The following is a 22,355-nucleotide window of genomic DNA, read 5'->3' on the forward strand; positions in this document are numbered from 1 at the left end:
ATCAGGGGCAGCCGCATGAGTTACGAATCTTCAGGGTGGGCGCGAGCCGCACGCTGTGTGTTTTACGCTTGGGCGACGCCATGCGCTCAAGCAGCAGGTTGACCGCCCGGGCGCCGAGTTCCTGGACCGGCTGTGCGATCAGGGTCAGGCGTGGCACGAAGAAATCCGCCCAGTCAAAATCATCGAAGCCCACCAGGGCCATCTGCCCGGGCACGTCGATATTCGCATCACGCAAGGCGTGCATCGCACCCAGGGTCATCAGGTTGTTGCCCGCCATGATTGCTGTGGGCGGTGTTGCCAGGGCCAATAACTGCGCGGTCGCTTGCCGTGCCGGCTCGCTGCTGGAACCACCGTTGACCAGCAATTGCGGGTCAAACACCAACCCTGCCGCCTGCAACGCGGCTTGATAGCCGGCCACGCGCTCATCGGAAGTGCCCAGCCCCGCCCGCCCGGAAATAAAGCCGATCCGCTGGTGGCCATGCTCGATCAAGTGCGCCACCAAAGCCTGGGTAGACAGGGTATTTTCCACCCCGACCTGATCGAAACGATCACACATCATCCGGTCCACTAGCACCGCCGGCACTTGATTGGCCTGCAGGTATTCCAGGGCCAGCGAACCGGTAGACGGCGCCAGCAGAATGCCGTCCACCCGCCGATGGTGCAGCGTCGTGACTACGCGCAATTCCTGCTCGGGATCGTCGTGGGTATCGACAAACAACATCATGTAGCCGTGCTTGGCGCACTCGGTTTCAATCGCGTGCACCGTTTCGCTGAAGTAGTGGTTGGACAGTGCCGAGATCGCCACGCCAATCGTATTGGTGGTGGACCGCGCCAGGGAACGCGCCAGCGTGTTGGGGATGTAGCCCACCTGCCGGATCGCGTCCTGCACCGCTTGCACCGTGTCCGGGCTGACCTTGCGGGTGCCGTTCAAGACGTGGGAAACCGTTGACGTCGACACCCCTGCAATTCTTGCCACATCCTCCATGGTTGCCACGGTGCTCACTCCTGGGTGCTTTTAATGCTTGCTTGACCAACCGGCGTAGGAACCGACGTTATCGCGGGTTATCAATTTTGGCGCCAGCAGGGTAACCGCTTCGGCGGGTTGTTTGTCATTGAGAATGTCATTGCCGACATTGACGGCGGTCTGGGCCATGGCCCATGGGTCCTGGCTGGCGGAGGCCTGGATCAGGGTGTCGGTCTTCAGGGCATTCTCGATGTCCGGCGCGCCGTCCACGGAGGTGATGATGATGCCGCTGCGTTTCAGTTGCTTGGCCGCCAGGTCGCTGCCGATGGCTTGCGGGTCGTTGATTGCGAACAGGCCGTCAATTTTCTGAAAGCGTGTCAGGTAGCCCTGCATCACGTTCAAGCCGCCTTCGCGGGAGCCTTTGCCGTCCTGGTCATCTGACAGCACCTTGATCTCCGGGGCGCTGGCCAGCGCGGCTTTGCAGCCTTTGACCCGATCGGTCACGGCGGTGACTTGCGGGCCGTTCTGAATGATCACATTGCCCTTGCCCGACAGTTTGTCGACGATGAACTGGCAGGCGAGCTTGCCGGCCTCGACGTTGTCGGTCTGCACTGTGGCATTCACGCCCTTGGCGTCGACGTCCACGGCCACCACCACGATCCCGGCATCACGGGCTTTCTTGATCGCCGAGGCCATCGCCGACGGGTCGACGGCGTTGAGCAGGATCAGGTCGACCTTGGACGAGATGAAGTTGTCGATCTGCGAGAACTGCTTGCTCAGGTCATAGTCGGCCGACACCGAGGTGACTTTCACCGCCGGGTTCAGCTCCTTGGCCCGCGCCGTGGCACCGTCGGCCAAGGTCACGAAATACGGGTTGCCCAGGGACCCCATGCTGATGCCGATGGCTTTCAGTTCACGGGCTTGCACCGCCTGGGACATCAACACGGCAACGCCCAGGGAGGCGACAACAGGAAACATGCGTTTGAAGTTCATGATGACTCTCTTGTGATTGTTGTTTGAGTGAAATCAGGTCCGCGCACCGGACTGGCGATAGCGATCCAGCGCTACCGCGCCAATGATCACGATGCCCTTGATGATGTACTGCCAGATATCCGAGACGCCCAGCAGCACCAGGCCGTTGGTCAACACCGCGATGATCAGCGCACCAATCAGCGTGCCGCCGATGGTGCCGACGCCGCCGGTAAAACTGGTACCGCCGAGGATCACTGCGGCAATCGCATCCAGCTCATAGGATTGCCCCAGTTGCAGGCCATTGGCGGCGAACAGGCGTGACGCGCTCATCACCGCGCCGAGGCCGGCTAGGGCACCGGACATGGCATAGACGAACAGCAGGACCTTCCACACCTTGATCCCCGACAGCCGCGCCGCTTCCGGGTTGCCGCCCACGGAGTAGATTTGCACCCCCATCACCGTGCGCCGCAGGATGAACCACGACAGCGCAATCACGGCCACGGCAATGATCACCAGCCAGGGGACGCCCAGCACCGAATCGTTGCCAATAAAGGCAAACGGCAAATCAGGGTTGAACACGGTTTTGTCGTCGGCCAACAGGCGTGCCAAACCGCGCATGGCGGTCAGCGCACCCAGGGTGACGATAAACGGCGGCAGGCGCATGAAGGCGATCAGGCCGCCGTTGACCAGGCCCAGCAACAGGCCGAAGCCAACCCCGGCGGCAATCCCGAACATGCCGAACTGCGGTGACATCGACGCTTGCAACGCAACCACAGCCGAAGCCGCAAGAATCGCTCCCACCGACAAGTCGATGCCCGCCGTGAGGATCACAAAGGTCATCCCCGCCGCCAGCACCACGTTGACCGACGCCTGCTGGGTGATGATCGACAGGTTCTGCACCGTCATGAAGTTTTCGCTGGCCAGGGCAAAGCCCACCAGCAACAGCACCAGCACCGGCAACATGCCCACCGTGCGCATCAGTTCGCGAATACGCTCAGCCTTGCCGATCGTTGCCACAGTCATGGTGTTGCTCCCGCTTGTCGTTGAATTAGCCATGGGCGGCCACCTGCTCGCTGCCGGTTGCGAGGTCGATGATCGCCTCCTGGGAAATATCCAGCCCCGATGCCCCGCCCACTTCGGCCACCAGTTGCCCTTCGCGCATGATCAGCACGCGGTCGCAGGTGCCGATGATTTCCGGCAGCTCGCTGGAGATCACCACGATGCCCACGCCGGCCTTGGCCAACTGGTTGATGATGCGGTAGATCTCGGATTTGGAGCCGATGTCCACGCCACGGGTGGGCTCGTCGAGGATCAGCACATGCGGCTTGACCTCCAGCAGCCGTGCCAGCAGCACCTTCTGCTGGTTGCCACCGGACAACGCGCCGACGTTGACCTTGCCCGACGCCACGCGGATCGACAGGGACTTGATCGCATCGCGTGAGCGTTGTGCGGCGTGGCCACGGTCGAGCACGCCACCGGCATGGGCATCCGGCACACACGCACAGACGTTGATGTTGTCGGCCACGCTCATGTCGAGAAACAGACCCTGGGCCTTGCGGTCCTCGGTGAGGTAGACGACACCGGCACGAATCGCATCCGCCGGGTTGCGCAGTTGGGTCACGGTTTTGCCGACCACCTCCAGGGTGCCGGAGGTGCGTGGGTCGGCGGCAAAGATCAGCCGTGCCAGTTCGGTACGCCCGGCGCCCACCAGGCCGGCGATGCCCAGCACTTCACCGGCGTGCAGGTCAAAGCTGCAGTTGCGCACGCGCTTGCCGTCGGCCATGTCACGCACGCGCATCACCACCTGGCCGGGGTCGTAGGCCGCATGTTCCTTCTTGTAGAAACCTGACAGGTCGCGGCCCACCATCATCTTCACCAGCACTTCGGCCGACAGCACGTCCCGCGCCAGTTCGCCGACGTACTCGCCGTCCCGCAGCACCGAGACCCGGTCCGACAGCTCGTAGATTTCTGCCATGCGATGGCTGATGTAGATGATCGCCAGGCCCTGGCTGCGCAGCTGTTTGATCAGCGCGAACAGGCGGTCGGTCTCCCGGGAGGACAGCGGCGTGGTGGGCTCGTCCATCACCAGGATTTTTGCGTGGGCATGCAAGGCCCGGGCGATTTCCACCAGTTGGCGCTCGGCGATGGACAGGCTGGCGACGCGGGTGGTGGGCAGGAACTCCGCACCGAGCCTTGCCAGCACCTCGGCCACCCCGGCTTCCATGCCCTTGCGGTCGATGGTCCAGCCACGGCGCAGTTCACGGCCCAGGTAAATGTTCTCGGCCACCGTGAGGTTCGGACACAGGCTCAGTTCCTGGTAGATCACGGCAATGCCGAGGGCTTTGGCGGAGGCTGGGTTGTAGCTGGCGACGGGCTGGCCATCGATGCGGATGGTGCCGCCATCATCGGCCTGGTAGGCACCGGAGAGGATCTTCATCAAGGTCGATTTGCCGGCGCCGTTCTCACCCATCAAGGCGTGGATTTCACCGGGGTAGACCTTCAGGCTGACGTTCTTGAGCACCCGCAGACCGTTGAAGGTCTTGCTGATGCCCTGCATTTCAAGCAAGGGTTCAAGGCTCATGACTGAGCTCCTGGTTTTATTATTGTTGTGTTCGGGCGTTTGCCGATGGCAGTCATCGGCAGACCTGATTGCTGCCGACTCTAATCAGATACATTTGCTTACGCAAGCGCTTGCGTCAGCCGTTTATCGTTTGATTAAACGTTTCACCTGATGAATAAATGTTCATCCAGCGACCTGGAGAGACTAATTGCAGATAAAACCGCCGTTTTTCCACCTTCACCTATCCGATTGAGTGTTTTTCTAAAAATAACACCGCGTTTGGCCACTACGATCCCTGTCGGTTGCGGTTTATCTGCTATCGTCCAAAGACCTCATCTCCTCCTCATCGCGCGTGCGCGATCTTCTGTGAGCATGCTCTGCGGCGCCGCCTTTGGCAGCGTCGGGCCTGAAGTTCACGGGACACTGCACGATGGACAACTCTTCAGTCGACAGCCCGGCGGAGCCGCAATCCCGGGCTGAAAAAATCGTCGAATTCAAACGCCAGAAAACCCTGCTCAAGGCCGGCGCCTTGCAAGATGCGATCTTCAACAGCGCCTACTTCTCCAGCATCGCCACCGACGAAAAAGGCGTAATCCAGATTTTCAACGTCGGTGCCGAACGCATGCTTGGCTACGCCGCCGCCGATGTGCTGAACCGCGTCACACCGGCCGACATTTCCGACCCCGCCGAGCTGATCACCCGCGCCGCCGCCCTCAGCCTGGAACTGGACACACCGATCACGCCGGGCTTTGAGGCCCTGGTGTTCAAGGCCTCCCGGGGCATCGAAGACATTTACGAACTGACCTATATCCGCAAGGACAACAGTCGCCTGTCGGCCATGGTGTCGGTGACCGCCCTGCGCAACCGCAACGACGCGATCATCGGCTACCTGCTGATCGGCACCGACAACACCGCGCGCAAGCAGGAAGAGGCGCAACGCAAAGGCTTTGAGCGCGCCCTGGAAGAGAAGAACCTGGAGCTGGAACACGCCAGCCACATGAAGTCCGAATTCCTCGCCACCATGTCCCACGAACTGCGCACGCCGCTGAATGCGGTGATCGGTTTTTCCGAGGCGCTCAAGGACGGCCTGGTGGGCGACATGAGCGATATCCAGCGCGAGTACATCGGCGATATCTTCACCAGCGGCCAGCACTTGCTGTCGCTGATCAACGACATCCTCGACCTGTCCAAGGTCGAGGCCGGCATGATGGACCTGGAACTGGAAGCCGTGGAGTTGGCCGGCCTGTTGGCCAACAGCCTGCTGATCGTGCGGGAAAAGGCCGCATTGCAGCGCATCCAGTTGAAACTCGAAAGCCCGGACGACTTCGGCGCGCTGGAACTGGACCTGCGCAAGACCAAGCAGATCATCTACAACCTGCTGGCCAATGCGGTGAAGTTCAGCGAGCACGGCGGCTCGGTGACCCTGTCGGTACGCGAGGTGAGTCGTGCACAAGTCGGGCAGGTTCTCGGCGACTGGCCCACCTATGGTTTTGCCCTGCAGCCCAGCGAGCATCAACAGTTCCTTGAATTGAGCGTGAGCGACACCGGCATCGGGATCGCCCGGGACGACATGAGCAAGCTGTTCAAGGCCTTCAGCCAGATCGACAGCAGCCTGGCGCGCAAATTCGAAGGCACGGGCCTGGGCCTGGCGATGGTCAAGCAACTCACCGACCTGCACGGCGGCAGTGTCGCCGTGGCCAGCCGCGAAGGCGAAGGCGCGCGGTTTGTGGTGTGGCTGCCGCTGCACCGTGCCGCGGATGCGGAGGCCCCATGGCCGAAATCCTGATCGTCGAAGACAACGAGGCCAATATGCGCCTCGCCCGCCTGCTGCTGGTGAACGCCGGCCACAGCGTGTTGTGGGCCGCCGATGCCGAGACCGGGCTGACCCTGGCCCGGGAAAAACAACCGGCATTGATCCTGATGGACATCCAGTTGCCGGGCATGGACGGCCTGGCAGCCACGTCACTGCTCAAGCAGGACCCTCATACCGCGCACATCCCGGTGATCGCCCTGACGGCCATGGCCATGAAGGAAGACCGTGACAAGACCCTGCGGGCCGGCTGCGATGCCTACATCATCAAGCCCCTGCGCTACAAAGAGCTGTACCAGGTGATCGACACGCTGCTGCAAAAGAACATTACTCCCTCGACTTGAGTCCTCTCCATGGCCAGCCAACCCGCAACGCTGTTGATCGTTGATGATGAAATCCAGGTGCGCAAGCTGCTGGAAACCCTGCTGCGCCACGAGGGTTACCAGACCGTGAGCGCCGCCAGTGGTGAAGAAGCCTTGCAGTTGGTGGCGCAGCGGCCGCCGGACTTGATCCTGCTGGACATCATGATGCCGGGCATGGACGGCTATGAAGTGGCCAACCAGCTCAAGGGCAACCAGGCCACGGCGAACATTCCGATCATCATGCTTTCGGCATTGAGTGAGTCCAGCGCGCGGCTCAGCGGCCTGGAAACCGGTGCCGAGGAGTTCATCAGCAAGCCGGTGGAGCGGGTCGAGTTGTGGCTACGGGTACGCAACCTGCTGCGGCTCAAGGCCCACGGCGATCGGTTGAAAAACCATAGCCAGTTGTTGGAGCAGCAACTTCAACACCACCAAAATGAGTCCTCGCGGTTGAATGTGCATGATCTGGCGCGCCTGGACCTGGAAAAAGCCCTGCGCCTGGCTGTCGAGCGCGAAGAATTCGTATTGCATTACCAACCCAAGGTCGAACTGGCCAACGGTCAGGTGTGCGCCCTCGAGGCCCTGCTGCGCTGGGACCGGCCCGGTTACGGCGCAGTCTCTCCGGCGGTCTTCATACCGATCCTGGAAAGCCAGGGCTTGATCGTCACGCTCGGGCGTTGGGTGATCGACAACGTGTGCCGCCAAATCGCTGCCTGGCAATCCGGCACGGTGGGCGCGGTGGAGGTATCGGTCAACGTTTCAGGGCATCAATTGATCGAGGGTGACCTGATTGCCGATATCGCCCAGTCCCTCGCCCAGGCCGGCGTGGAAGCGCATTGGCTGGAAGTTGAATTGACCGAAGGCTCGCTGATGGAGAACACCCAGCACACCATCGCCAGCTTGCAGCGCCTGCGGGCGATGGGCGTGAAGATCTCCATCGACGACTTCGGCACCGGCTATTCCAGCCTGGCCTACCTGCGGCGGTTCCCGATCGATACGCTGAAAATCGATATCGCATTTATCCGCGAAGTCACCAGCAACCCGCAGGACGCGGCTATCACCCGCACCATCATCGAACTGGCCCACAGCCTGAAGCTGCGAGTGGTGGCCGAAGGCGTGGAAACCCAGGCGCAGCTGGAGTTTCTGCGGGAAGCCGGCTGCGATCAGATCCAGGGGTATCTGTTCAGCCGGCCTTTGCCGATGAAGGAGTTGGAGCGCCTGCTGCTGGATAAGCGCAGCCTGGTCAGGCCGCAGCCTCACTGACTTCGAACAACCCCACCAGCTTCTGCAACTTGTTGGCATTGACCCGCACGGTTTCCGCGCTGGTCTGCAACACCCCTACGGTCAGGCGCATTTGCTCCGAAGAGTGGCTGACCTGCTTGATGGTCTTGCCATAGTCGAGGCTGCGGGCGTTGAGCTGCTGGATGATGCTGAACATGCTCTCCACCGCCTGGTGCAGGTGCACGTTCTCCGAGGAGGCGTCCTCGGCCAGGCGCAGGCTGCTGTCGACGTTGGTCACGCCGTTTTCCATGAAGCCTACGGCCTTGCGGGTTTCGCCTTGCAGGCCCTCGACCATCTGGCGAATGTCTTCCGCTGCCTTGGAAGTGCGTGACGCCAGGGTGCGGACTTCGTCGGCCACCACCGCAAAACCGCGGCCATGCTCGCCCGCCCGCGCCGCTTCGATGGCCGCATTCAGGGCCAGCAGGTTGGTCTGGTTGGTGATGTCGCTGATTAACCCGGTGATGTTGCTGATCTGTGCCATGCGGCTGTCCAGCAGTTGCACGCTTTCCGAGGAGCGCTGCACCACATCGCGAATCGACTGGGTGCCGACCTGTACCGCGAGGAATTGCTCGCGGGCCCGGCTGACCACCTCGTCCATGGCCTGCTTCATTTGCTCGGCGCTCACCGAGGCTTGCTGGATTTCTCCCAGTTGCTCTTCAACGATGATCATCATGCGGTGGGTGGCGTCGGCCACTTCATGGGACATCAACCCGGCCGCCTCGCTGCGGCCGAGCATCAATTGGTTGGTGTTGCCAACGCTGTGGCTGGCCTTGACCACCTGGCCGACCACCGAATCCAGGCGGTCGATGAAGCTGTTGATCCAGCGGCTCATGTCGCCGGTTTCGTCGTTGACCATGCGCCCGCTGTCCAGGCGTTGGCGCAGGTTGCCCTCGCCTTCGGCAATGGTGCGGATGACCTCGGTCATTTCATTCAGGCGTGCGGCCAGGCGCCTGGGGCCCAGGCGGCTGAACAGCAAGGCCGCGACGACCATGCTCAGCACCTCGCACGCATCGGTCCAGGCGGCGGGCAAACCACTGTAGTGACGGACCAGGAAGTTGCAGGCAAACAGGCCGGCCATGGTCGCCAGATAGGGCTTCATCAAGCCGTGGCTCAGGGAGCGCCGGCGGTAGACCTCTTCCAGGTCGGCCTCGCACATCATGCCCCAGCGATCCGGCGAGCCCGGCAGTTCGAAGGTCACGCCCTTGCCCACCACCGGGATGTGACGGTAGTCGGAATAGCCGGGATAGGTGACAAACAGATTCGAGCCCTTGCGGATGGTTTCCCGCACGCCGGGGTGCAGTTGTTGGGTGGCGGGGTCGATAAACCGCAATTCCAGCTCGGTGTGGCGTTGGATCTGTACGGTTTTCCAGGGTGTGTGCACGCCGCTCTTGAGATTTTCACCGTGGGTGAAGGTGCCGTCCTCGAAGCGTGAGCGGGACAGCGCAATGCCCGGCTGCAGGGCCGGGTCGAAGCGCGATTGCACCATGAACAGGTAGTTATCGCCGGACTCGGGGAAGATATGCCCGGCCTCGCGCTGGATCAAATCCCCGAGTATGTCGTTGGGCACCCGACCGCAGAGGCAGCCGACCACCCTGCCCTCGCGGGTCAATGGTTGGTAGAACATCAGGGTCACTTCGTCATGGAAGCGCGAAGACGAAGGGCCGATCTGCAAGGTCAGCGGGTCGCTGTAGGGACCGTGGAGGAATGGCGCCTTGAGCCCGGCGGCCAGGGCTTGTTGATTGAGCGCGCGGTGACTGGCCTGGCTCCAGGTACTCGCCAGTAATTCGCCCTTTGGGTCGACGATAAACAGCTCGGAGAAATCCCCGGCCTGGTGCAGTTTTTCCACCAGCAGGCTGTTGTCGGTGAGCACGGAATCGCGGGCCAGTGTCGTGGCCAGTTCGTTGAGGTGTTCCCACTGTTCGCGGGTCCAGGTTTGCAGGAGTTTGACCCGGGTTTCGGCAATGGCCTCGAAGGTTTGCTCCATCACCGGGTACACCGCGCGGTTGAGGCGGCAGGACCAGCCCATGGCGAACTTGCCGGTCTTGCCCCACCAGGGCAGCCAGCTTTTCTCGGCGGAAGATAACTGCATCGTGCTGCTCGACAGGCTGCTCATGGCGGACTCCGGGAGTGATGTCTAATTGCCATATTTCAAGGCAATTAATGCGCCAATTAGCTAGCTTGCTATTGATTAGGCTGTTTGGCCTGCCATGCGGGTCAACGGGAGCGAGCTTCCTCGCTACAAAAAGCTGCATGCAATCAAGAGCATGCACCAGCGGGTGGCAGTGAGATCGCTTGTCGGGTGGGATGTCCCAGGGGGGCCGTGGTTTTCGAGATCGAATATCGGCGGAATTTTGGGGGCATATCCGTTATTTAGGTAATGGCGGCTTATGGTTTCGCTCTTACAGCGAGTCACTTTGCAAAAGCGTGTACGGACCGGACACATGGTGGACACATGTGCGGGGACATGGTTGACACATTATGAACCGTAATCAGGCTGTTTCACGTCGATCGTTCGCAAAAAATGATGGCAGAAATAGACGTCAAATAGCCCGTCACTCTCAGTGTTGGGACGTAGTGCGATGTGATGTCCGGCCAGGCCTTTGGCGATCCTGAAATAGCGCTTCTGAAACTTAAATCGGCTGTGATAAACCTTGGCCTTTAAATCGTCCGGCCCGTACTCAAACGCCAAAAGCGTCTCCGGATAAGCCCAGGGGCTTTCTCGGTATCGGTCCATTGGAACCTTGTAATCCAGGGCTTGATGAGGGCGTTGATGGTTATAAACCTCTCGCCATTGATCAAGATTTGTTTGCGCTTCTGCAAGCGTCCGAAAATGGCGGCCGTTGAGCACTTCAGCCTTGAGTGACCGATGAAATCGTTCGATTTTCCCATTGGTTTGAGGGTGGAAAGGCCGACTGAAACTTACTCTGATACCTAGGCGAACGAGCCAGATACTCAGTTCCGTGATCTCCCCCGGATTACGCGGAGAGCCCCATGGGGGCCCGTTATCGACGTTGATGCGAGCTGGTAAACCGTAGCGCCGAAAAACCGCGATCAACTGCTCCTGTACCGTGGCTGTGCGCTCGTTGGCACAGGCTTTGATTGCCAAGTTGAAACGAGAATGGTCGTCCAAAACAGTTAGCGGATGGCATCGGCCTTGTTGCGTTGGGAAATGCCCTTTGAAATCCATCTGCCAAAGATCATTGGGCGCGTCGTGTTCAAACCTCAACCTTGCTGCCTGTAACTCTTTTGGGACCGTTTGAACCAAACCATGGCGATGTAAGACATTGGTGACAGTGCTAGGAGCGATACGCTTATCTAACAGATTGCTGATCGTGCGGCCGCCCCAGGCTGGATGCTCCCGCCTAATTGCCAAGACTTCAGTCTCCAGCGCGGGCTCGGTAAGTTTTGGGCTAGTGGCTGGCCTGCGGGATTTCTCCAGCAGACCTTGCTGGCCTTGTTCTTCGTAGCGACCGAGCCACTTGTACGCGGTTTGGGGACTGATACCGAACCGTCGACACAGTTCTCGTTTATTGCTGCCGGGTTGCCGGGCTAAGGCAACGAACTCTTTTTTCAGGCTCATGGCGTCTCTCGTATTCCAGGGCATGATGGTTTTCCGGCGTAGTTAGCTCGCCGAAAAGTGTCAACCATGTCCCCGTACACCCGTCAACCATGTGTCCGGTCCGTACAAAAAGCGGCAAAGTAACCAAAGCGCTCTGCCCCGCCTGTCGGCGCCTCGCTAGGGCTCGGCGTTCCCTCACTCCGGCATTTCTCCGCGGGCCGCCGCGACGGGCCATCCATGGCCCGGCGCGGCTAAACCGGCGTCCTGCCGGTTTACCCGCTGCGCAATACCTGCGTTCGGCCTCGGGCTTATTGGGGCAGTCAGAGCAAGATCAAGATCAAAAGCAAGAGCACGGCGGCCTGAAAGCCGACCTGAGTGTTAAAAGCCAGATCAAAAACCAGAGCGAAAGCAGAGCTGCTTTTCTGTAGGAGCTGGCTTGCCGGCGATGCAGACACCTCGGTGTATCAGGTACACCCAGTTGATGCCATCGCCGGCAAGCCAGCTCCTACAGTGGACCGTGCCCGCTTTTGATTTTTGCTTGTGCCTTTGCTTCACAACACTCAAGCCGGCCGGTAGGCCGCTGTGCTCTTGATCTGCTTTTGATCTTGATCTTGGGCGCCCCGTTAAACCACGCTGGCCGAACGCAGGCTTTGGAGCGTGGGTAACCCGGCAGGACGCCGGGTTAGCCGTCCTGGGCCAGGGATGGCCCATGACGGCGGCCCACGGTCCAAAGCCGGAGTGAGGGCACTCCGAGCCTAAGCGAGGAGCCGAGTGGTGGGGCAAGAGCGTTTTGCTTACTTTTGCGCTGTTCAAAAGTGAGCCGCTGTAAGAGCGGAACCAATACCAGCCATAACCGAAGAAACGGATATGTACTCCCGCCTAAGGATCCAACACCCCCCCGCTGTACCCCTCAGACAACCGCGTCCCGGTAAACTTGGCCACCACCGAACCCTGTGAAACCAGCCGCTCCCGATGCCCCGTCACCATCCGCCCGGTTTGCGCCGCATGCAGCACAACCTCAGAAGCCGGATCCCCAGGCCGCCGAATAATCCGCGCAAACCGCTCACCCTCTTCCACCTGTTCACCCAAACCTTTTTCAAACACCAACACCCCGGCACACGGCGCCAGGATGGTCTCCATACAGCCCATATCTACCAGTTGCCCGTGCCATTGCGCAATCACCGGCGCCTCATCAATCACCCCGCTGGCGCAGAGCCAAGCCCAGATCCCATCACCATCCTGCCCGGCCAGGGCATCACTCACATCCGCCTGCCCACGCAATTCAATCGTCGCCGCCAACCGCGGCTGCCCATGATCAATGATGGTCTCCTCAAACGACCCATCACCACCCTCGTCCCAGACAATCACCACATCCACCTGCAACGCCGCCGCAAGCGCCCGGCCCGCGGGCCAAAAGCTGCGGTGGATGTAGAGATATGGCAGGGCTTCATCATCGGTGTGCAGGTCCAGCACCAGGTCAGCATCGGCGGCCAGTTGCACCAGGCTTTTTTGCCATTGCGCCAGGTTGCTGGCCGGCCGCTCCATGGCCAATGAATGATCAAACGCCCGGTTGAAATTCTGCCCGGTGGCTTCGTGAAACCGCCCCAACAACCGCCCCTGGCGAAACTGGCCAATGCCAAACGGGTTGGCCTGGGGCACCACCGTCACCGTGCCCTTGAGCCGGCCCTGATCCTGGCAGGCCTGCAAACGCGGCAGCAGTTGATGCAACACCAGCATCCCGGCGATTTCATCGGCATGCACACCGGCCTGCAGGTGCACCCGAGGGCCGTCGCCGTCACCCTCGAAGCGCCAGGCGCCAATGTGCAGGGTGTTCCCGGAATCCCCGGGGACTTGCCACGAAAGGTCTTTTGCCATGCCGTTGCCCTCCTCTTGTTGGTTCTGCAGGTATATATTGAACACACGTTCAACCATGTATCTTCACCGAGGGTGTGCCTGTGGCCGAAGACCGTCGCGACCTGTTGATTGCCGCCACCCTCACCAGCCTCGCCCGTGACGGGCATGCCGGCATTTCCGTGCGGCGCATCGCCGCTGAAGCCGGGGTTTCGGTGGGGTTGCTCAATCACCATTTCGGCAGCATCGATGCACTGATCGCCGAGACCTACCACAAACTCGCCAGCGAACTGACCACCGCCCTGTGGCAGGAAGTCGACCAGGCCGTGGGCCCTGCCGCGCGGCTCGATGCATTCCTCGCCGGCTCGTTTTCCTCGCGGGTCATGGACCCGAAACTGTTGGGCGTCTGGGTGGTGTTCTGGAGCCTGATCCGCCACTCGAACCACGTGAATGACTCCCATGAAAAAAGCTACCGCGCCTACCTCGAACTGATCCGCCAGTTGCTCGACGACCTGGCCGAGAGCGAAGGCTTCGTGATCCACGACACGCGCCTGGCCGCCATCGGCTTATCGGCGATGCTCGACGGACTCTGGCTCGAGTGGTGCCTCAACCCCGGCACCTTCAGCCCCGCCAACGGGCTGCACATCTGCCGTTGCTGGATACAGGGGCTGCGTCACGGAGCATTCGGCGCCGACCACATCCTGTGACACGGGGTGCCGGGCGCTGAGCATGGCCAGGGTGCCGCTGATGGCGATCAGCACGGCGCCGAAAATCAGCGACACGTCCATAACCGTGCCCCAGACCAGGCTCGACAGCAGGAACGCCCAGATCAAACCGGTGTATTCAAACGGCGCCAGCAGCGTCGCCGTGGCCCGGCGGAAGCTCGCAAACAGCAGGAACTGGCCAATCCCGCCCACCAGCCCCGCGCCGAGCATGCCCAACCATGCCGGGGTCGGCGATGGCGTGTGGGTCCAGGGCAGCGTCAGCGCCATGCAGATCACAAACACCACATTGGTGATCAGCATCTGCTCCAGCACCGAGGTGTTGTCGTCCACCTGGCGCAACTGGATATAGGTAAACGCCCAGCACAGTGCTGCCGCCAATGTCAGGGCGATTGGCAATGGGTCGAGCATGTTGCTGGGGCGACAGGCGATCACCACGCCGACAAAGCCGATGATCAGCGAAATCCACTGGCCGCGACTGGCGCGCTCCTTGAGGATCAATGCCGCGAGCAACGTGACCATGATCGGTGCGGAAAAATACAGCGTGGTCATTTCCGCCAGGGTCAGGTCCTTGGCGGCGGTGTAGTACAGCAGCCAGGCCAGCAGCGACAGCAGGCCGCGGATGATCAACAGCTTGCGGCTGACCGAGTGCCAGGCACGCTTGAGCAAACCCATTCGCCCGGCGATCACGCACGCGGCGACCACCACCAGGCTGCGCCAGAACAGGATGGTGAACACCGAGTAGTCGGCCACCAGCCATTTGATCCCGGCGTCCTGCAGCGCCAGGAACGCATAGGCCAGCGAGCACAGGGCAATCCCTTGCAACGAGCGATCGGTTTTCATCCGGCAGACCTGCGCAACGGTGTGCCGCGTCGCTCGGCAATCGCGTACAGGGCTTCAATCAAAAAGGTCAGGCACAGGTAGACCCCGGCCACCAGCAGCAGCGGCTGGTAGATCTGCAAGGTCTGGGCGCGTACCACGTTGGCGGCGCCAAGCAGGTCGACTACCGCAATGGTCGAGGCCAGCGCCGTGGACTTGAGCAGCATCACCGTCTCCCCCGCCAGGGTCGGCAGCAGCAGGCGCATGGCCCGTGGCAGGCGCACCCGCAACAGTGCCTGGCGTGGCGTCATGCCGAACGCCGAGGCGGCTTCCATTTCACCCTTGGGCACGGCCAGCAGCCCGCCGCGAATCACTTCACCGACGTACGCGCCCACCGACAACACCAGGGCGAACACGATGTACCAGTAACCGTCCCGCAGGAACGGCCAGAGGAAACTCCCGCGAATCATCGGGAACTGGGCAAACAGGCTGCCCAGGCCGTAATAGAAGATGTAGATCTGGATCAGCAACGGCGTGCCCCGCAGCACACTGGTGTAGCCCAGTGCGCAACGGGCCAGCCACTTGCGCCGGGACAGCCGCGCCAGCGCTACCAGCACCGCCAGGGCGAAGCCGAGCACTGCCGAGATCACCAGCAGCGACAGCGTCGTCTGCAAGCCCTTGGCGATCAGTCCTGCGTAATAACTTATCCACTCAGGCATGTGCGGCTCACTCGACAACCGGCATCCAGCGACGAATACGTCGCTCCAGGCGCCCGGACAGGTAGTTGGAGGCCAGTGTCACCAGGTAGTACAAGGCGGCGGCCGTGAGGTAGAACAACAGGTAATGCCGGGTCGAGCCCGCCGCCTGTTTGGCGGTGTACAGCAGCTCGTTGGTGCCCACTACGCTGATCAGCGCGCTGTCCTTGATCAGATTGATCCACAGGTTGGACATCCCCGCCAGGGCGTATGGCGCCATGATCGGCAGGGTCACCCGACGGAACAGGCCAAAGCCGCTCAAGCCAAACGCCCGCGCCGCTTCGATCTGGCCATGGGGAATCGCGAGGATCGCCGCGCGGAAAATCTCCGAGGCGTACGCGCCTTGCACCAGCCCCAGTACCAGGACCGCTACCAGCGGGCCGCTGATGTTGAACTGCGCAAACCCCAGCCACAGCATCAATGCGTTGAGGCCCATCGAGCCTGCGTAATACAGCAGCAGGATCAGCAGCAACTCGGGCACCGCGCGAAACACCGTGGTGTAGCCGCGCATCAGCATGGCTATCGGGCGCGGTGCACTGAGCTTGGCGCAGGCCACCACCAGGCCGATCAGCAGCCCCACCGCAAACGAACCGGCGGAGATCTGCAGGGTCATCCAAAGCCCTTTGAGCAGTGCATTGCCCCAGCCTTGTTCGCTGAAGTTGAGTAGATCGAACATCGCTGCTCCCTATTTCGATGACACGCGGTGACCCTGTGACGAGGGAGCTTGCTGTGGCGAGGGAGCTTGCTCCCGCTGGACTGCGCAGCAGGCCCATTTTTTGGGGGCGCTTCGCACCCCAGCGGGAGCAAGCTCCCTCGCCACAAGCACTCTCTTTCTACCGGGTTAGTTGGTGTAGGGGCTGTCGCAGACTTTGCTCACATAGGCAGGCGTGTCGGCGCGTTTGCACGGGCTGACCGATACCCCAAACACGCTCTGCGAGAGGTCGGCGTAGTCCTTGCTCACCAGCAACTCACCGATGGCCTTGTCGAGCCGGGCCTTGAGTTCAGTGTCTTCCTTGCGCAGGCCGGCCCCCACGCCGCGGCCGATGATCGGGTCGTAAGGCACTTCGGCGATTTCGGCCAGGCCCTGGGCCTCAGGGGTCTTGACCATCATGGCGATGGCGACGCCGTCGGCCATCATCAGGTCGGTGCGCCCGGCAATCAGGTCGGCGTTGGCCGATTCCTGGGTATCGTAGTACTTCAGGTCAGCAATGTTCTCGTAGTACTTCTTCAGGTAGTTGGCGCTGACCGTGGAGATCTGCACGCCGATGATCTTGCCCTTCAGCCCTGCAGGCGAGACTTCGACCGTGGTGCCCTTGGGGCCGGCAATGCCCAGCAGCGAATCGTAGTAGGCGCGGCTGAAGGCGATCTGTTTTTCGCGCTCTTCGGTGACCGACATCGAGGAGAAAATCACGTCGATTTTCTTCGCCAGCAGCGACGGAATAATCCCGTCCCAGGCCACTTCCTTGATCTGGCACTCAGCCTTCATCAAGCCGCAGAGCTTATGGATCAGGTCGACTTCAAAGCCCGTCCACTCACCATTGCCGCCCTTTACCGTGAACGGTGGGTAGGGTTCTGCCGCCACCGCGAACACAATGGGTTTCTCCGCCGCCAACGCAGTACCTGCCGCCAGCATCAACACAGCACTGCTCAACCACTTTGCCAATCGTTTGGATTTCATGATCTTGCCCCGTCTTTTTTTGGAGTTAGCGAGTTTGATGCGCGTTGACGAACTGCCGGCAACGTTCACTGCGTGGGTCGATAAACACCGAGTCCGGCGAGCCGGTTTCCTCGATCAGGCCTTGATGCAAAAACGCGACTTTGGATGACACATCCCGGGCGAACGCCATTTCATGGGTCACCAGGATCATGGTGCGGCCTTCTTCGGCCAGGGAGCGAATCACCCGCAGGACTTCGCCCACCAGCTCCGGGTCGAGGGCCGAGGTGGGTTCGTCGAACAGCATGACTTTGGGGCGCATGGCCAGGGCTCGGGCGATGGCCACCCGCTGCTGCTGGCCGCCGGAGAGGAACGCCGGGTATTCATTGCGCTTGGCGGCCAGGCCAACCCGGTCGAGCAAGGCTTCGGCGCGCTCGATGGCTTCGGCCCGGCTTTCGCGCAGCACCTGGGTCGGCGCTTCGATCAGGTTCTCCAGCACGGTGCGATGGGGCCACAAGTTGAAGTTCTGGAACACCATGCCGAGTGTCGAGCGAATCCGCACCAGTTGCCTGGCGTCGGCCACCAGCGGTGCGCCGGGCCGGCCGTAGTTGAGCTTGATGCTTTCACCGTCAACGTGAATGCTGCCCTGGTCCGGCACTTCGAGCATGTTGATGCAGCGCAGCAAGGTACTTTTGCCCGAGCCGCTGGCGCCGATCAGCGAGATCACCTCGCCTTCGTGGGCAGTCAGGGAGATGCCCTTGAGCACCTCGATATTGCCAAAGCGTTTATGCAGGTCGAGCACCTCAATCATCTTCTTCGCAGCCACCGGCTGTACGCTGATGATTTTCGCAGCAGGCTCGATTCGCGGTTCTCCGGCGAGCTTGGCGACGAAGCGGCTGATACGTTCACAGGCTTCGGCCAGTCGCGCTTCACCCAGGGTAAACGACAGCCGCACAAACCCCTGGGCCGGTTCGCCGAAGGCCGCGGCATCCAGCACGGAAACCCCGGCTTCGCGGAACAGCCGCCAGGCGAAATCCAGGGAGCCGAGGCCGGTATCCCGCACATCCACCAACACGAACATGCCTGCCTGCGGGGCCCGCACGTGAATGCCCGGGCAACCGCCGAGGCCTGCTACCACCAGGTCGCGGCGGCGGCGGTAGGTTTCGCGCATGCCCTGGGTGACTTCATCGTGGGCCAGCACGGCGACGGTCGCGGCTTCCATCACGAACCCCGGCAAGCCGTAGAGCATGCTCAATACCAGGGTTTCCGCGTGGGCCACCATCGCAGGCGCGGCGACGATCCAGCCGATGCGCCAGCCGGTCATGGCATGGGACTTGGACAGGCTGCCGATCACGATGCAGCGATCGGCCATGCCCGGCAACGCGGCCAGGCTATGGTATTCGCCATCGAACACCAGGCTTTCGTAGACCTCGTCCACCACTACCCACAGTTCATGCTCGATCGCCAGGTCGGCGATCACCTGCAATTCCTGAGGGTTGAGGACAACGCCGGTGGGATTGTTGGGGTTGGAGAAGAAGATCGCCCGGGTGCGAGGCGTAATGGCGGCAGCCAGCAGTGCCGGGTCGAGGCGAAAGCCCGAGTCGGCGGAACACGGCACCCGCACCAGCGTTGCGCCGCTGGCCTTGAGGGTCGCTTCGTAGGTGACGTACATCGGGTCGAGCACGATCACTTCATCACCGGCCTGCAACAGGCACAGCGAGGTGACGAACAAGGCGTTCTGCGCACCGGCCACGGTGATGACGTTTTCAGCGTCGAGCGGGCGAGCCAGGGACTGGCTGTAGCGCGCGGCGATGGCATCGCGCAGTGCCGGGCGGCCGGGGATTTCGGTGTAGTGGGTGTCGCCCTGGCGCAGGGCCTCGACGGCGGCGTCGGTGATGAACGAGGGTGTGGCGAAATCCGGATCGCCCACACTCAGGATGATGATGTCTTCGCCTTTGCTGCTGGCCTGGAAGGCAGCGTGGTGGATGTCCCAGGCGGCTACGCCCTGCCCTGCAATTCGCTCGACAAAAGGTGAAAACCGCATGCCAGTGCCTCTCGTTCAATCAGAAAAAGCGCAAGCCCGCCTGTTACCAGGCAGGGGGTGCAGCCAACATAATTGAAGCTGAACACTCGTTCAACGGCAAACTTCACCGGATGTCGTTAACAGCTAAAACAGGTCGTTGTGGTGGTTTGCCCATCAGGTTGCACTGGCGGTCCTGCAGTTCTTCGGCGGAGGCCAGGTTCCATTCCTTGAGCGTCAACCGCGTGGTCAACAGTACGAAGTTGCCGTTCGCCGCCGGTGCCAACAGCAAGCTGTAACTGGCCATGGCGTCGCCCTGGGCCTGCACGTAGTCATTCAGGATGGCCAATGGGTCGCGCAGGTCGAATTCCACCGCCGACAACGTACGGGCACTGTAGGTATGCCCCTGCAGTTTTACCGGCAGGGTTTGCCAGTGCTCGTCGAGGGTTGCCGCGCGTTCGTTGAGGGTGTTGAAAATGTCGGGGCGCAGGCAGGCGATATGAATGTGCAACTGGTTTTGCGTGCGGCCATACCGCGAGTTGATCGCCAGGGATACATAACGGTCGGCAATCGGTGTTTGCAGGCCGGCCGAGAGTACATCGTGGTGTTTCCAGGCCTGGGCAAAGTAATGCGGCAACAAGTCCCGGGCCAGCGCGACGTCTTCGATTCCGGTGACTTTATCGGTGGGGATCAGTAAGTCCTGGTACGGGCCGTTGAGGTCCTTGAGCAGCGCGAACCCCTTGTCCGGATCAACCTCGAGGCAGGGGCGCGGATTCTGGTGCTGGTTCTGGTCGGGCACGCATTGACGGCTGACGATCTGCCACAGCACATCGGGATTGCCGCGCCATTTCCAGGCGGCTGCCACCGCCACCACACACAGCAAACCACCCATGATCTTGAACAAGGGACCGCGCTTCATGCCAAAAACCTCAACGCCAAAGGAATGTCTTTTGTTGTTTTGCAGCTGCAAGACATCCCTGTCGCAAAGGTTAACGCTGGGCCGGGGCCATGAACTCCGGCCCTACCGGGTCTTTTATCGTGCTGGCCAGAATACGGTCGATATGTTGCAGGTCGTCGGCCGTGAGCTGCCAGCCGAACGCATCTTCAACGCCTTTGAGCTGCTCCGGCCGGCGGGCGCCCCACAGTGCAACCGTGGGGCCCTGGTCGAGCACCCAGCGCAACGCCAGGGCCAGCACAGACTTGCCGTGGCATTCGCGAGCGTACACGTCCAATGCTGCGACCGCCGCCAGGTACTGCTCAAAGCGTGGCGCCTTGAATTTCGGGTCGAGCTTGCGCACGTCATCCCCGGTAAAACCCGTGGCCGCGTGCATGCTGCCGCTCAACAAACCCCGGCACAGCGAACCGTAAGCCAAAACCACCAGTGAATTTTGCTTGGCGTACGGCAGGATATCGCTGTCGATCGCCCGCTCAAACAGATTGTAGGGCGGCTGCACGGTGTCCAGGTGCGTGTACTGGCGGAAATCGTCCATTTGCGCAGGCGAATAATTGCTCACCCCTACGGCAAGGATCTTGCCTTCACGGCGCAGTTTTTCCAGCTCGCCGGCGGTTTCCTCCTGGGCTACCAACGGGTCGGGCCAGTGAATCTGGTAGAGGTCGATGTAGTCGGTTTCGAGGCGCAGCAGTGAGTCTTCGATTTCCTTGCGGATACGTCGGGCCGTGGCATTGCGGCGCACCGTGCCGTCGTCCCATTGCAACCCGGCCTTGGTGGCGATCACCGCCGTGTGGCGTACACCGCGCAGGGCCCGGCCGATCAGTTCTTCCGACAGCCCAAGGCCGTAGACCGGCGCACTGTCGATAAAGTTGATGCCGCTGGCCAGCGCATGGCGAATGGTCTTGACCGAGACCTCATTATCGGCGCCGCCCCACATCGAGCCACCCATGGACCAGGTGCCCAGTGCAATCCGCGAGACGGCCTTGTCGATGCCCGGGATCTTGATGGTTTCGATACTCATGAAAAAGCCTCCGCCAGAAACAATCAGTAAAAAAACGATTACTCTAGATCATCCGTGGTTGAATCGGGCTCAACGCCGCGTGCAACCCAAACCCCATAAAAGGTGCTTGATATGGCTGCGTTCAACCGCTCCGAGTTGGCCGACCTGAATGTCTTCATGGCGATCATCCGTCGCCGCAGTTTCCGGCATGCCGCCAATGAACTTGGCGTCACCACCTCGGCCCTGAGCCACACCATGCGCAACCTGGAAACGCGCCTGGGGGTCAAATTGCTGTATCGCACCAGCCGCGCCGTAGAGCCTACCGATGCCGGCGTGGTACTGGCGGAAAAACTCAGTGCCGGCTTTGCGACGATCCAGGACGGCCTCGACACCCTCGAACTGTACCGCGAGGCGCCGATTGGCCGCCTGCGCCTGAACGTACCCCGGGATGCCGCGGTGCTGCTGATTTCGCCGGTGCTCGGCGAGTTCACCCGCACCTACCCGCAACTGCGCCTGGACGTGATGATCGAGGACCGCATGCTCGACATCGTCGCAGAGGGCTACGACGCAGGGATCCGCTATGGCGCCACGGTGCCCCAGGACATGGTGGCCGTGCCGCTGACCGGCGAGCTGCGCTGGATCATGGTCGCCTCCCCGGCCTACCTCGCACAGGCAGGGACACCTGCAGTGCCCAGGGACTTGCTCACGCACTCCTGTGTACGCATGTACCTGGGCGACAAGACCACCTACAAATGGGAACTGGGCAATGGCGCACGCCAACAGCGGCTCGATGTGCCCGGCCACTTCAGCGCGGCCGACACCCAGACCATCGTTGATGCGGCCCTGCAAGGCGTGGGTATCGCCTATTGCCTGGAGAATCGCGTGCTGGCGGAACTGGCCGAAGGGCGCCTGGTGGAAGTGCTGCCCGACTGGGCCTGCATCGGCGCGCCGCTGTGCATGTACTACCCCAGCCGGCGTCAGTCGCAGCCGGGATTGCGCCAGTTGATCGACATGATTCGGCTGAGGACCGCGGCGCACCCTTAGCATGGGCGCGTAAAACGCCGTATCAATCTGCAT

Annotated in this window: 18 protein-coding genes and 1 pseudogene; 5 read left to right on the forward strand and 14 right to left on the reverse strand. The window is 61.5% G+C overall.

From position 1 onward, the window contains the following. Position 1 precedes the first annotated feature (1 nt). Genes V6607_RS16620 through V6607_RS16635 form a run of 4 tightly spaced genes read right to left on the reverse strand, consistent with a single transcriptional unit; the run spans position 2 to position 4,517 of the window. Positions 2 to 994 (reverse strand): LacI family DNA-binding transcriptional regulator, encoded by a 993-nt coding sequence (locus tag V6607_RS16620; RefSeq protein WP_134326642.1) that lies wholly within the window; start codon positions 992 to 994, stop codon positions 2 to 4. A 21-nt stretch (positions 995 to 1,015) separates the two neighbouring features. Continuing rightward, entirely contained in the window at positions 1,016 to 1,957 is a 942-nt protein-coding gene (locus tag V6607_RS16625; protein WP_003209710.1) for an ABC transporter substrate-binding protein, read from the reverse strand. A gap of 33 nt (positions 1,958 to 1,990) precedes the next feature. Then, entirely contained in the window at positions 1,991 to 2,959 is a 969-nt protein-coding gene (locus V6607_RS16630; protein ID WP_003209708.1) for a hypothetical protein, read from the reverse strand. A gap of 25 nt (positions 2,960 to 2,984) precedes the next feature. Beyond that, positions 2,985 to 4,517, reverse strand: coding sequence for a sugar ABC transporter ATP-binding protein (locus V6607_RS16635; protein WP_003209705.1), 1,533 nt, complete (start codon positions 4,515 to 4,517; stop codon positions 2,985 to 2,987). Positions 4,518 to 4,926: 409 nt separating this feature from the next. Between V6607_RS16635 and V6607_RS16640 the strand changes: the two genes are divergently transcribed. From V6607_RS16640 to V6607_RS16650, 3 genes are read left to right on the forward strand one after another with little or no spacing between them, the layout of a single operon-like run. Beyond that, positions 4,927 to 6,282 (forward strand): PAS domain-containing sensor histidine kinase, encoded by a 1,356-nt coding sequence (locus tag V6607_RS16640; RefSeq protein ID WP_134326643.1) that lies wholly within the window; start codon positions 4,927 to 4,929, stop codon positions 6,280 to 6,282. After that, entirely contained in the window at positions 6,267 to 6,650 is a 384-nt protein-coding gene (locus tag V6607_RS16645; RefSeq protein ID WP_008430409.1) for a response regulator, read from the forward strand. Before V6607_RS16640 ends, V6607_RS16645 begins: the two co-directional genes overlap by 16 nt. Before the next feature lie 9 nt (positions 6,651 to 6,659). Further along, on the forward strand, positions 6,660 to 7,928 hold the full coding sequence (locus tag V6607_RS16650) for an EAL domain-containing response regulator (RefSeq protein ID WP_003209700.1): 1,269 nt from the start codon (positions 6,660 to 6,662) through the stop codon (positions 7,926 to 7,928). On the opposite strand, the gene V6607_RS16655 is transcribed toward V6607_RS16650, so the two are convergent. The 3 genes from V6607_RS16655 to V6607_RS16665 all read right to left on the reverse strand — a co-directional run bounded on the left by V6607_RS16655 (position 7,909) and on the right by V6607_RS16665 (position 13,380). Further along, complete coding sequence (locus V6607_RS16655; protein WP_134326644.1) at positions 7,909 to 10,059, reverse strand: methyl-accepting chemotaxis protein; 2,151 nt, start codon at positions 10,057 to 10,059, stop codon at positions 7,909 to 7,911. The two genes, V6607_RS16650 and V6607_RS16655, sit on opposite strands and share 20 nt — an antisense overlap. A gap of 363 nt (positions 10,060 to 10,422) precedes the next feature. Continuing rightward, positions 10,423 to 11,550: an IS481 family transposase gene (locus V6607_RS16660; protein ID WP_338739149.1), complete on the reverse strand. Its 1,128-nt coding sequence runs from the start codon at positions 11,548 to 11,550 to the stop codon at positions 10,423 to 10,425. A gap of 834 nt (positions 11,551 to 12,384) precedes the next feature. Next, the gene (locus tag V6607_RS16665) at positions 12,385 to 13,380 is read right to left on the reverse strand and encodes a succinylglutamate desuccinylase/aspartoacylase family protein (protein WP_134326645.1); all 996 of its coding nucleotides are present in this window, start codon (positions 13,378 to 13,380) and stop codon (positions 12,385 to 12,387) included. 158 nt (positions 13,381 to 13,538) lie between these two features. Between V6607_RS16665 and V6607_RS16670 the strand changes: the two are divergent. After that, a pseudogene (locus V6607_RS16670) lies at positions 13,539 to 13,967 on the forward strand (TetR family transcriptional regulator C-terminal domain-containing protein); the annotation flags it as partial. Here V6607_RS16670 and V6607_RS16675 read toward each other — a convergent pair. From V6607_RS16675 to V6607_RS16705, 7 genes are all read right to left on the reverse strand, one after another. Continuing rightward, positions 13,923 to 14,921: a DMT family transporter gene (locus tag V6607_RS16675; protein ID WP_003217049.1), complete on the reverse strand. Its 999-nt coding sequence runs from the start codon at positions 14,919 to 14,921 to the stop codon at positions 13,923 to 13,925. The pseudogene V6607_RS16670 and the gene V6607_RS16675 sit on opposite strands and share 45 nt — an antisense overlap. After that, a complete protein-coding gene (locus V6607_RS16680; protein ID WP_003217050.1) occupies positions 14,918 to 15,616 on the reverse strand; it encodes an ABC transporter permease subunit in 699 nt (232 codons plus the stop codon). Before V6607_RS16680 ends, V6607_RS16675 begins: the two co-directional genes overlap by 4 nt. Before the next feature lie 7 nt (positions 15,617 to 15,623). Continuing rightward, the gene (locus tag V6607_RS16685; RefSeq protein WP_134326647.1) at positions 15,624 to 16,328 is read right to left on the reverse strand and encodes an ABC transporter permease subunit; all 705 of its coding nucleotides are present in this window, start codon (positions 16,326 to 16,328) and stop codon (positions 15,624 to 15,626) included. 165 nt (positions 16,329 to 16,493) lie between these two features. Beyond that, on the reverse strand, positions 16,494 to 17,330 hold the full coding sequence (locus tag V6607_RS16690; protein WP_087692319.1) for a transporter substrate-binding domain-containing protein: 837 nt from the start codon (positions 17,328 to 17,330) through the stop codon (positions 16,494 to 16,496). 25 nt (positions 17,331 to 17,355) lie between these two features. Next, on the reverse strand, positions 17,356 to 19,350 hold the full coding sequence (locus tag V6607_RS16695) for an aminotransferase class I/II-fold pyridoxal phosphate-dependent enzyme (RefSeq protein ID WP_134326649.1): 1,995 nt from the start codon (positions 19,348 to 19,350) through the stop codon (positions 17,356 to 17,358). A gap of 103 nt (positions 19,351 to 19,453) precedes the next feature. Next, positions 19,454 to 20,245: a CDP-diacylglycerol diphosphatase gene (locus V6607_RS16700; RefSeq protein WP_102369106.1), complete on the reverse strand. Its 792-nt coding sequence runs from the start codon at positions 20,243 to 20,245 to the stop codon at positions 19,454 to 19,456. 70 nt (positions 20,246 to 20,315) lie between these two features. Continuing rightward, entirely contained in the window at positions 20,316 to 21,299 is a 984-nt protein-coding gene (locus V6607_RS16705) for an aldo/keto reductase (RefSeq protein WP_003217060.1), read from the reverse strand. 111 nt (positions 21,300 to 21,410) lie between these two features. Between V6607_RS16705 and V6607_RS16710 the strand changes: the two genes are divergently transcribed. Beyond that, on the forward strand, positions 21,411 to 22,322 hold the full coding sequence (locus tag V6607_RS16710) for a LysR family transcriptional regulator (protein ID WP_134326650.1): 912 nt from the start codon (positions 21,411 to 21,413) through the stop codon (positions 22,320 to 22,322). The last annotated feature ends 33 nt before the right edge of the window (positions 22,323 to 22,355 follow it).

The organism is Pseudomonas sp. KK18, assembly GCF_037094675.1.
Taxonomy (GTDB): domain Bacteria; phylum Pseudomonadota; class Gammaproteobacteria; order Pseudomonadales; family Pseudomonadaceae; genus Aquipseudomonas.

Excerpts from the sequence above, each read along its gene's own strand:
- V6607_RS16625 (WP_003209710.1), bottom strand. The coding sequence starts at position 1,957 with ATGAACTTCAAACGCATGTTTCCTGTTGTCGCCTCCCTGGGCGTTGCC.
- V6607_RS16630 (WP_003209708.1), bottom strand. The coding sequence starts at position 2,959 with ATGACTGTGGCAACGATCGGCAAGGCTGAGCGTATTCGCGAACTGATG.
- V6607_RS16635 (WP_003209705.1), bottom strand. The coding sequence starts at position 4,517 with ATGAGCCTTGAACCCTTGCTTGAAATGCAGGGCATCAGCAAGACCTTC.
- V6607_RS16640 (WP_134326643.1), top strand. The coding sequence starts at position 4,927 with ATGGACAACTCTTCAGTCGACAGCCCGGCGGAGCCGCAATCCCGGGCT.
- V6607_RS16645 (WP_008430409.1), top strand. The coding sequence starts at position 6,267 with ATGGCCGAAATCCTGATCGTCGAAGACAACGAGGCCAATATGCGCCTC.
- V6607_RS16650 (WP_003209700.1), top strand. The coding sequence starts at position 6,660 with ATGGCCAGCCAACCCGCAACGCTGTTGATCGTTGATGATGAAATCCAG.
- V6607_RS16655 (WP_134326644.1), bottom strand. The coding sequence starts at position 10,059 with ATGAGCAGCCTGTCGAGCAGCACGATGCAGTTATCTTCCGCCGAGAAA.
- V6607_RS16660 (WP_338739149.1), bottom strand. The coding sequence starts at position 11,550 with ATGCCCTGGAATACGAGAGACGCCATGAGCCTGAAAAAAGAGTTCGTT.
- V6607_RS16665 (WP_134326645.1), bottom strand. The coding sequence starts at position 13,380 with ATGGCAAAAGACCTTTCGTGGCAAGTCCCCGGGGATTCCGGGAACACC.
- V6607_RS16675 (WP_003217049.1), bottom strand. The coding sequence starts at position 14,921 with ATGAAAACCGATCGCTCGTTGCAAGGGATTGCCCTGTGCTCGCTGGCC.
- V6607_RS16680 (WP_003217050.1), bottom strand. The coding sequence starts at position 15,616 with ATGCCTGAGTGGATAAGTTATTACGCAGGACTGATCGCCAAGGGCTTG.
- V6607_RS16685 (WP_134326647.1), bottom strand. The coding sequence starts at position 16,328 with ATGTTCGATCTACTCAACTTCAGCGAACAAGGCTGGGGCAATGCACTG.
- V6607_RS16690 (WP_087692319.1), bottom strand. The coding sequence starts at position 17,330 with ATGAAATCCAAACGATTGGCAAAGTGGTTGAGCAGTGCTGTGTTGATG.
- V6607_RS16695 (WP_134326649.1), bottom strand. The coding sequence starts at position 19,350 with ATGCGGTTTTCACCTTTTGTCGAGCGAATTGCAGGGCAGGGCGTAGCC.
- V6607_RS16700 (WP_102369106.1), bottom strand. The coding sequence starts at position 20,245 with ATGAAGCGCGGTCCCTTGTTCAAGATCATGGGTGGTTTGCTGTGTGTG.
- V6607_RS16705 (WP_003217060.1), bottom strand. The coding sequence starts at position 21,299 with ATGAGTATCGAAACCATCAAGATCCCGGGCATCGACAAGGCCGTCTCG.
- V6607_RS16710 (WP_134326650.1), top strand. The coding sequence starts at position 21,411 with ATGGCTGCGTTCAACCGCTCCGAGTTGGCCGACCTGAATGTCTTCATG.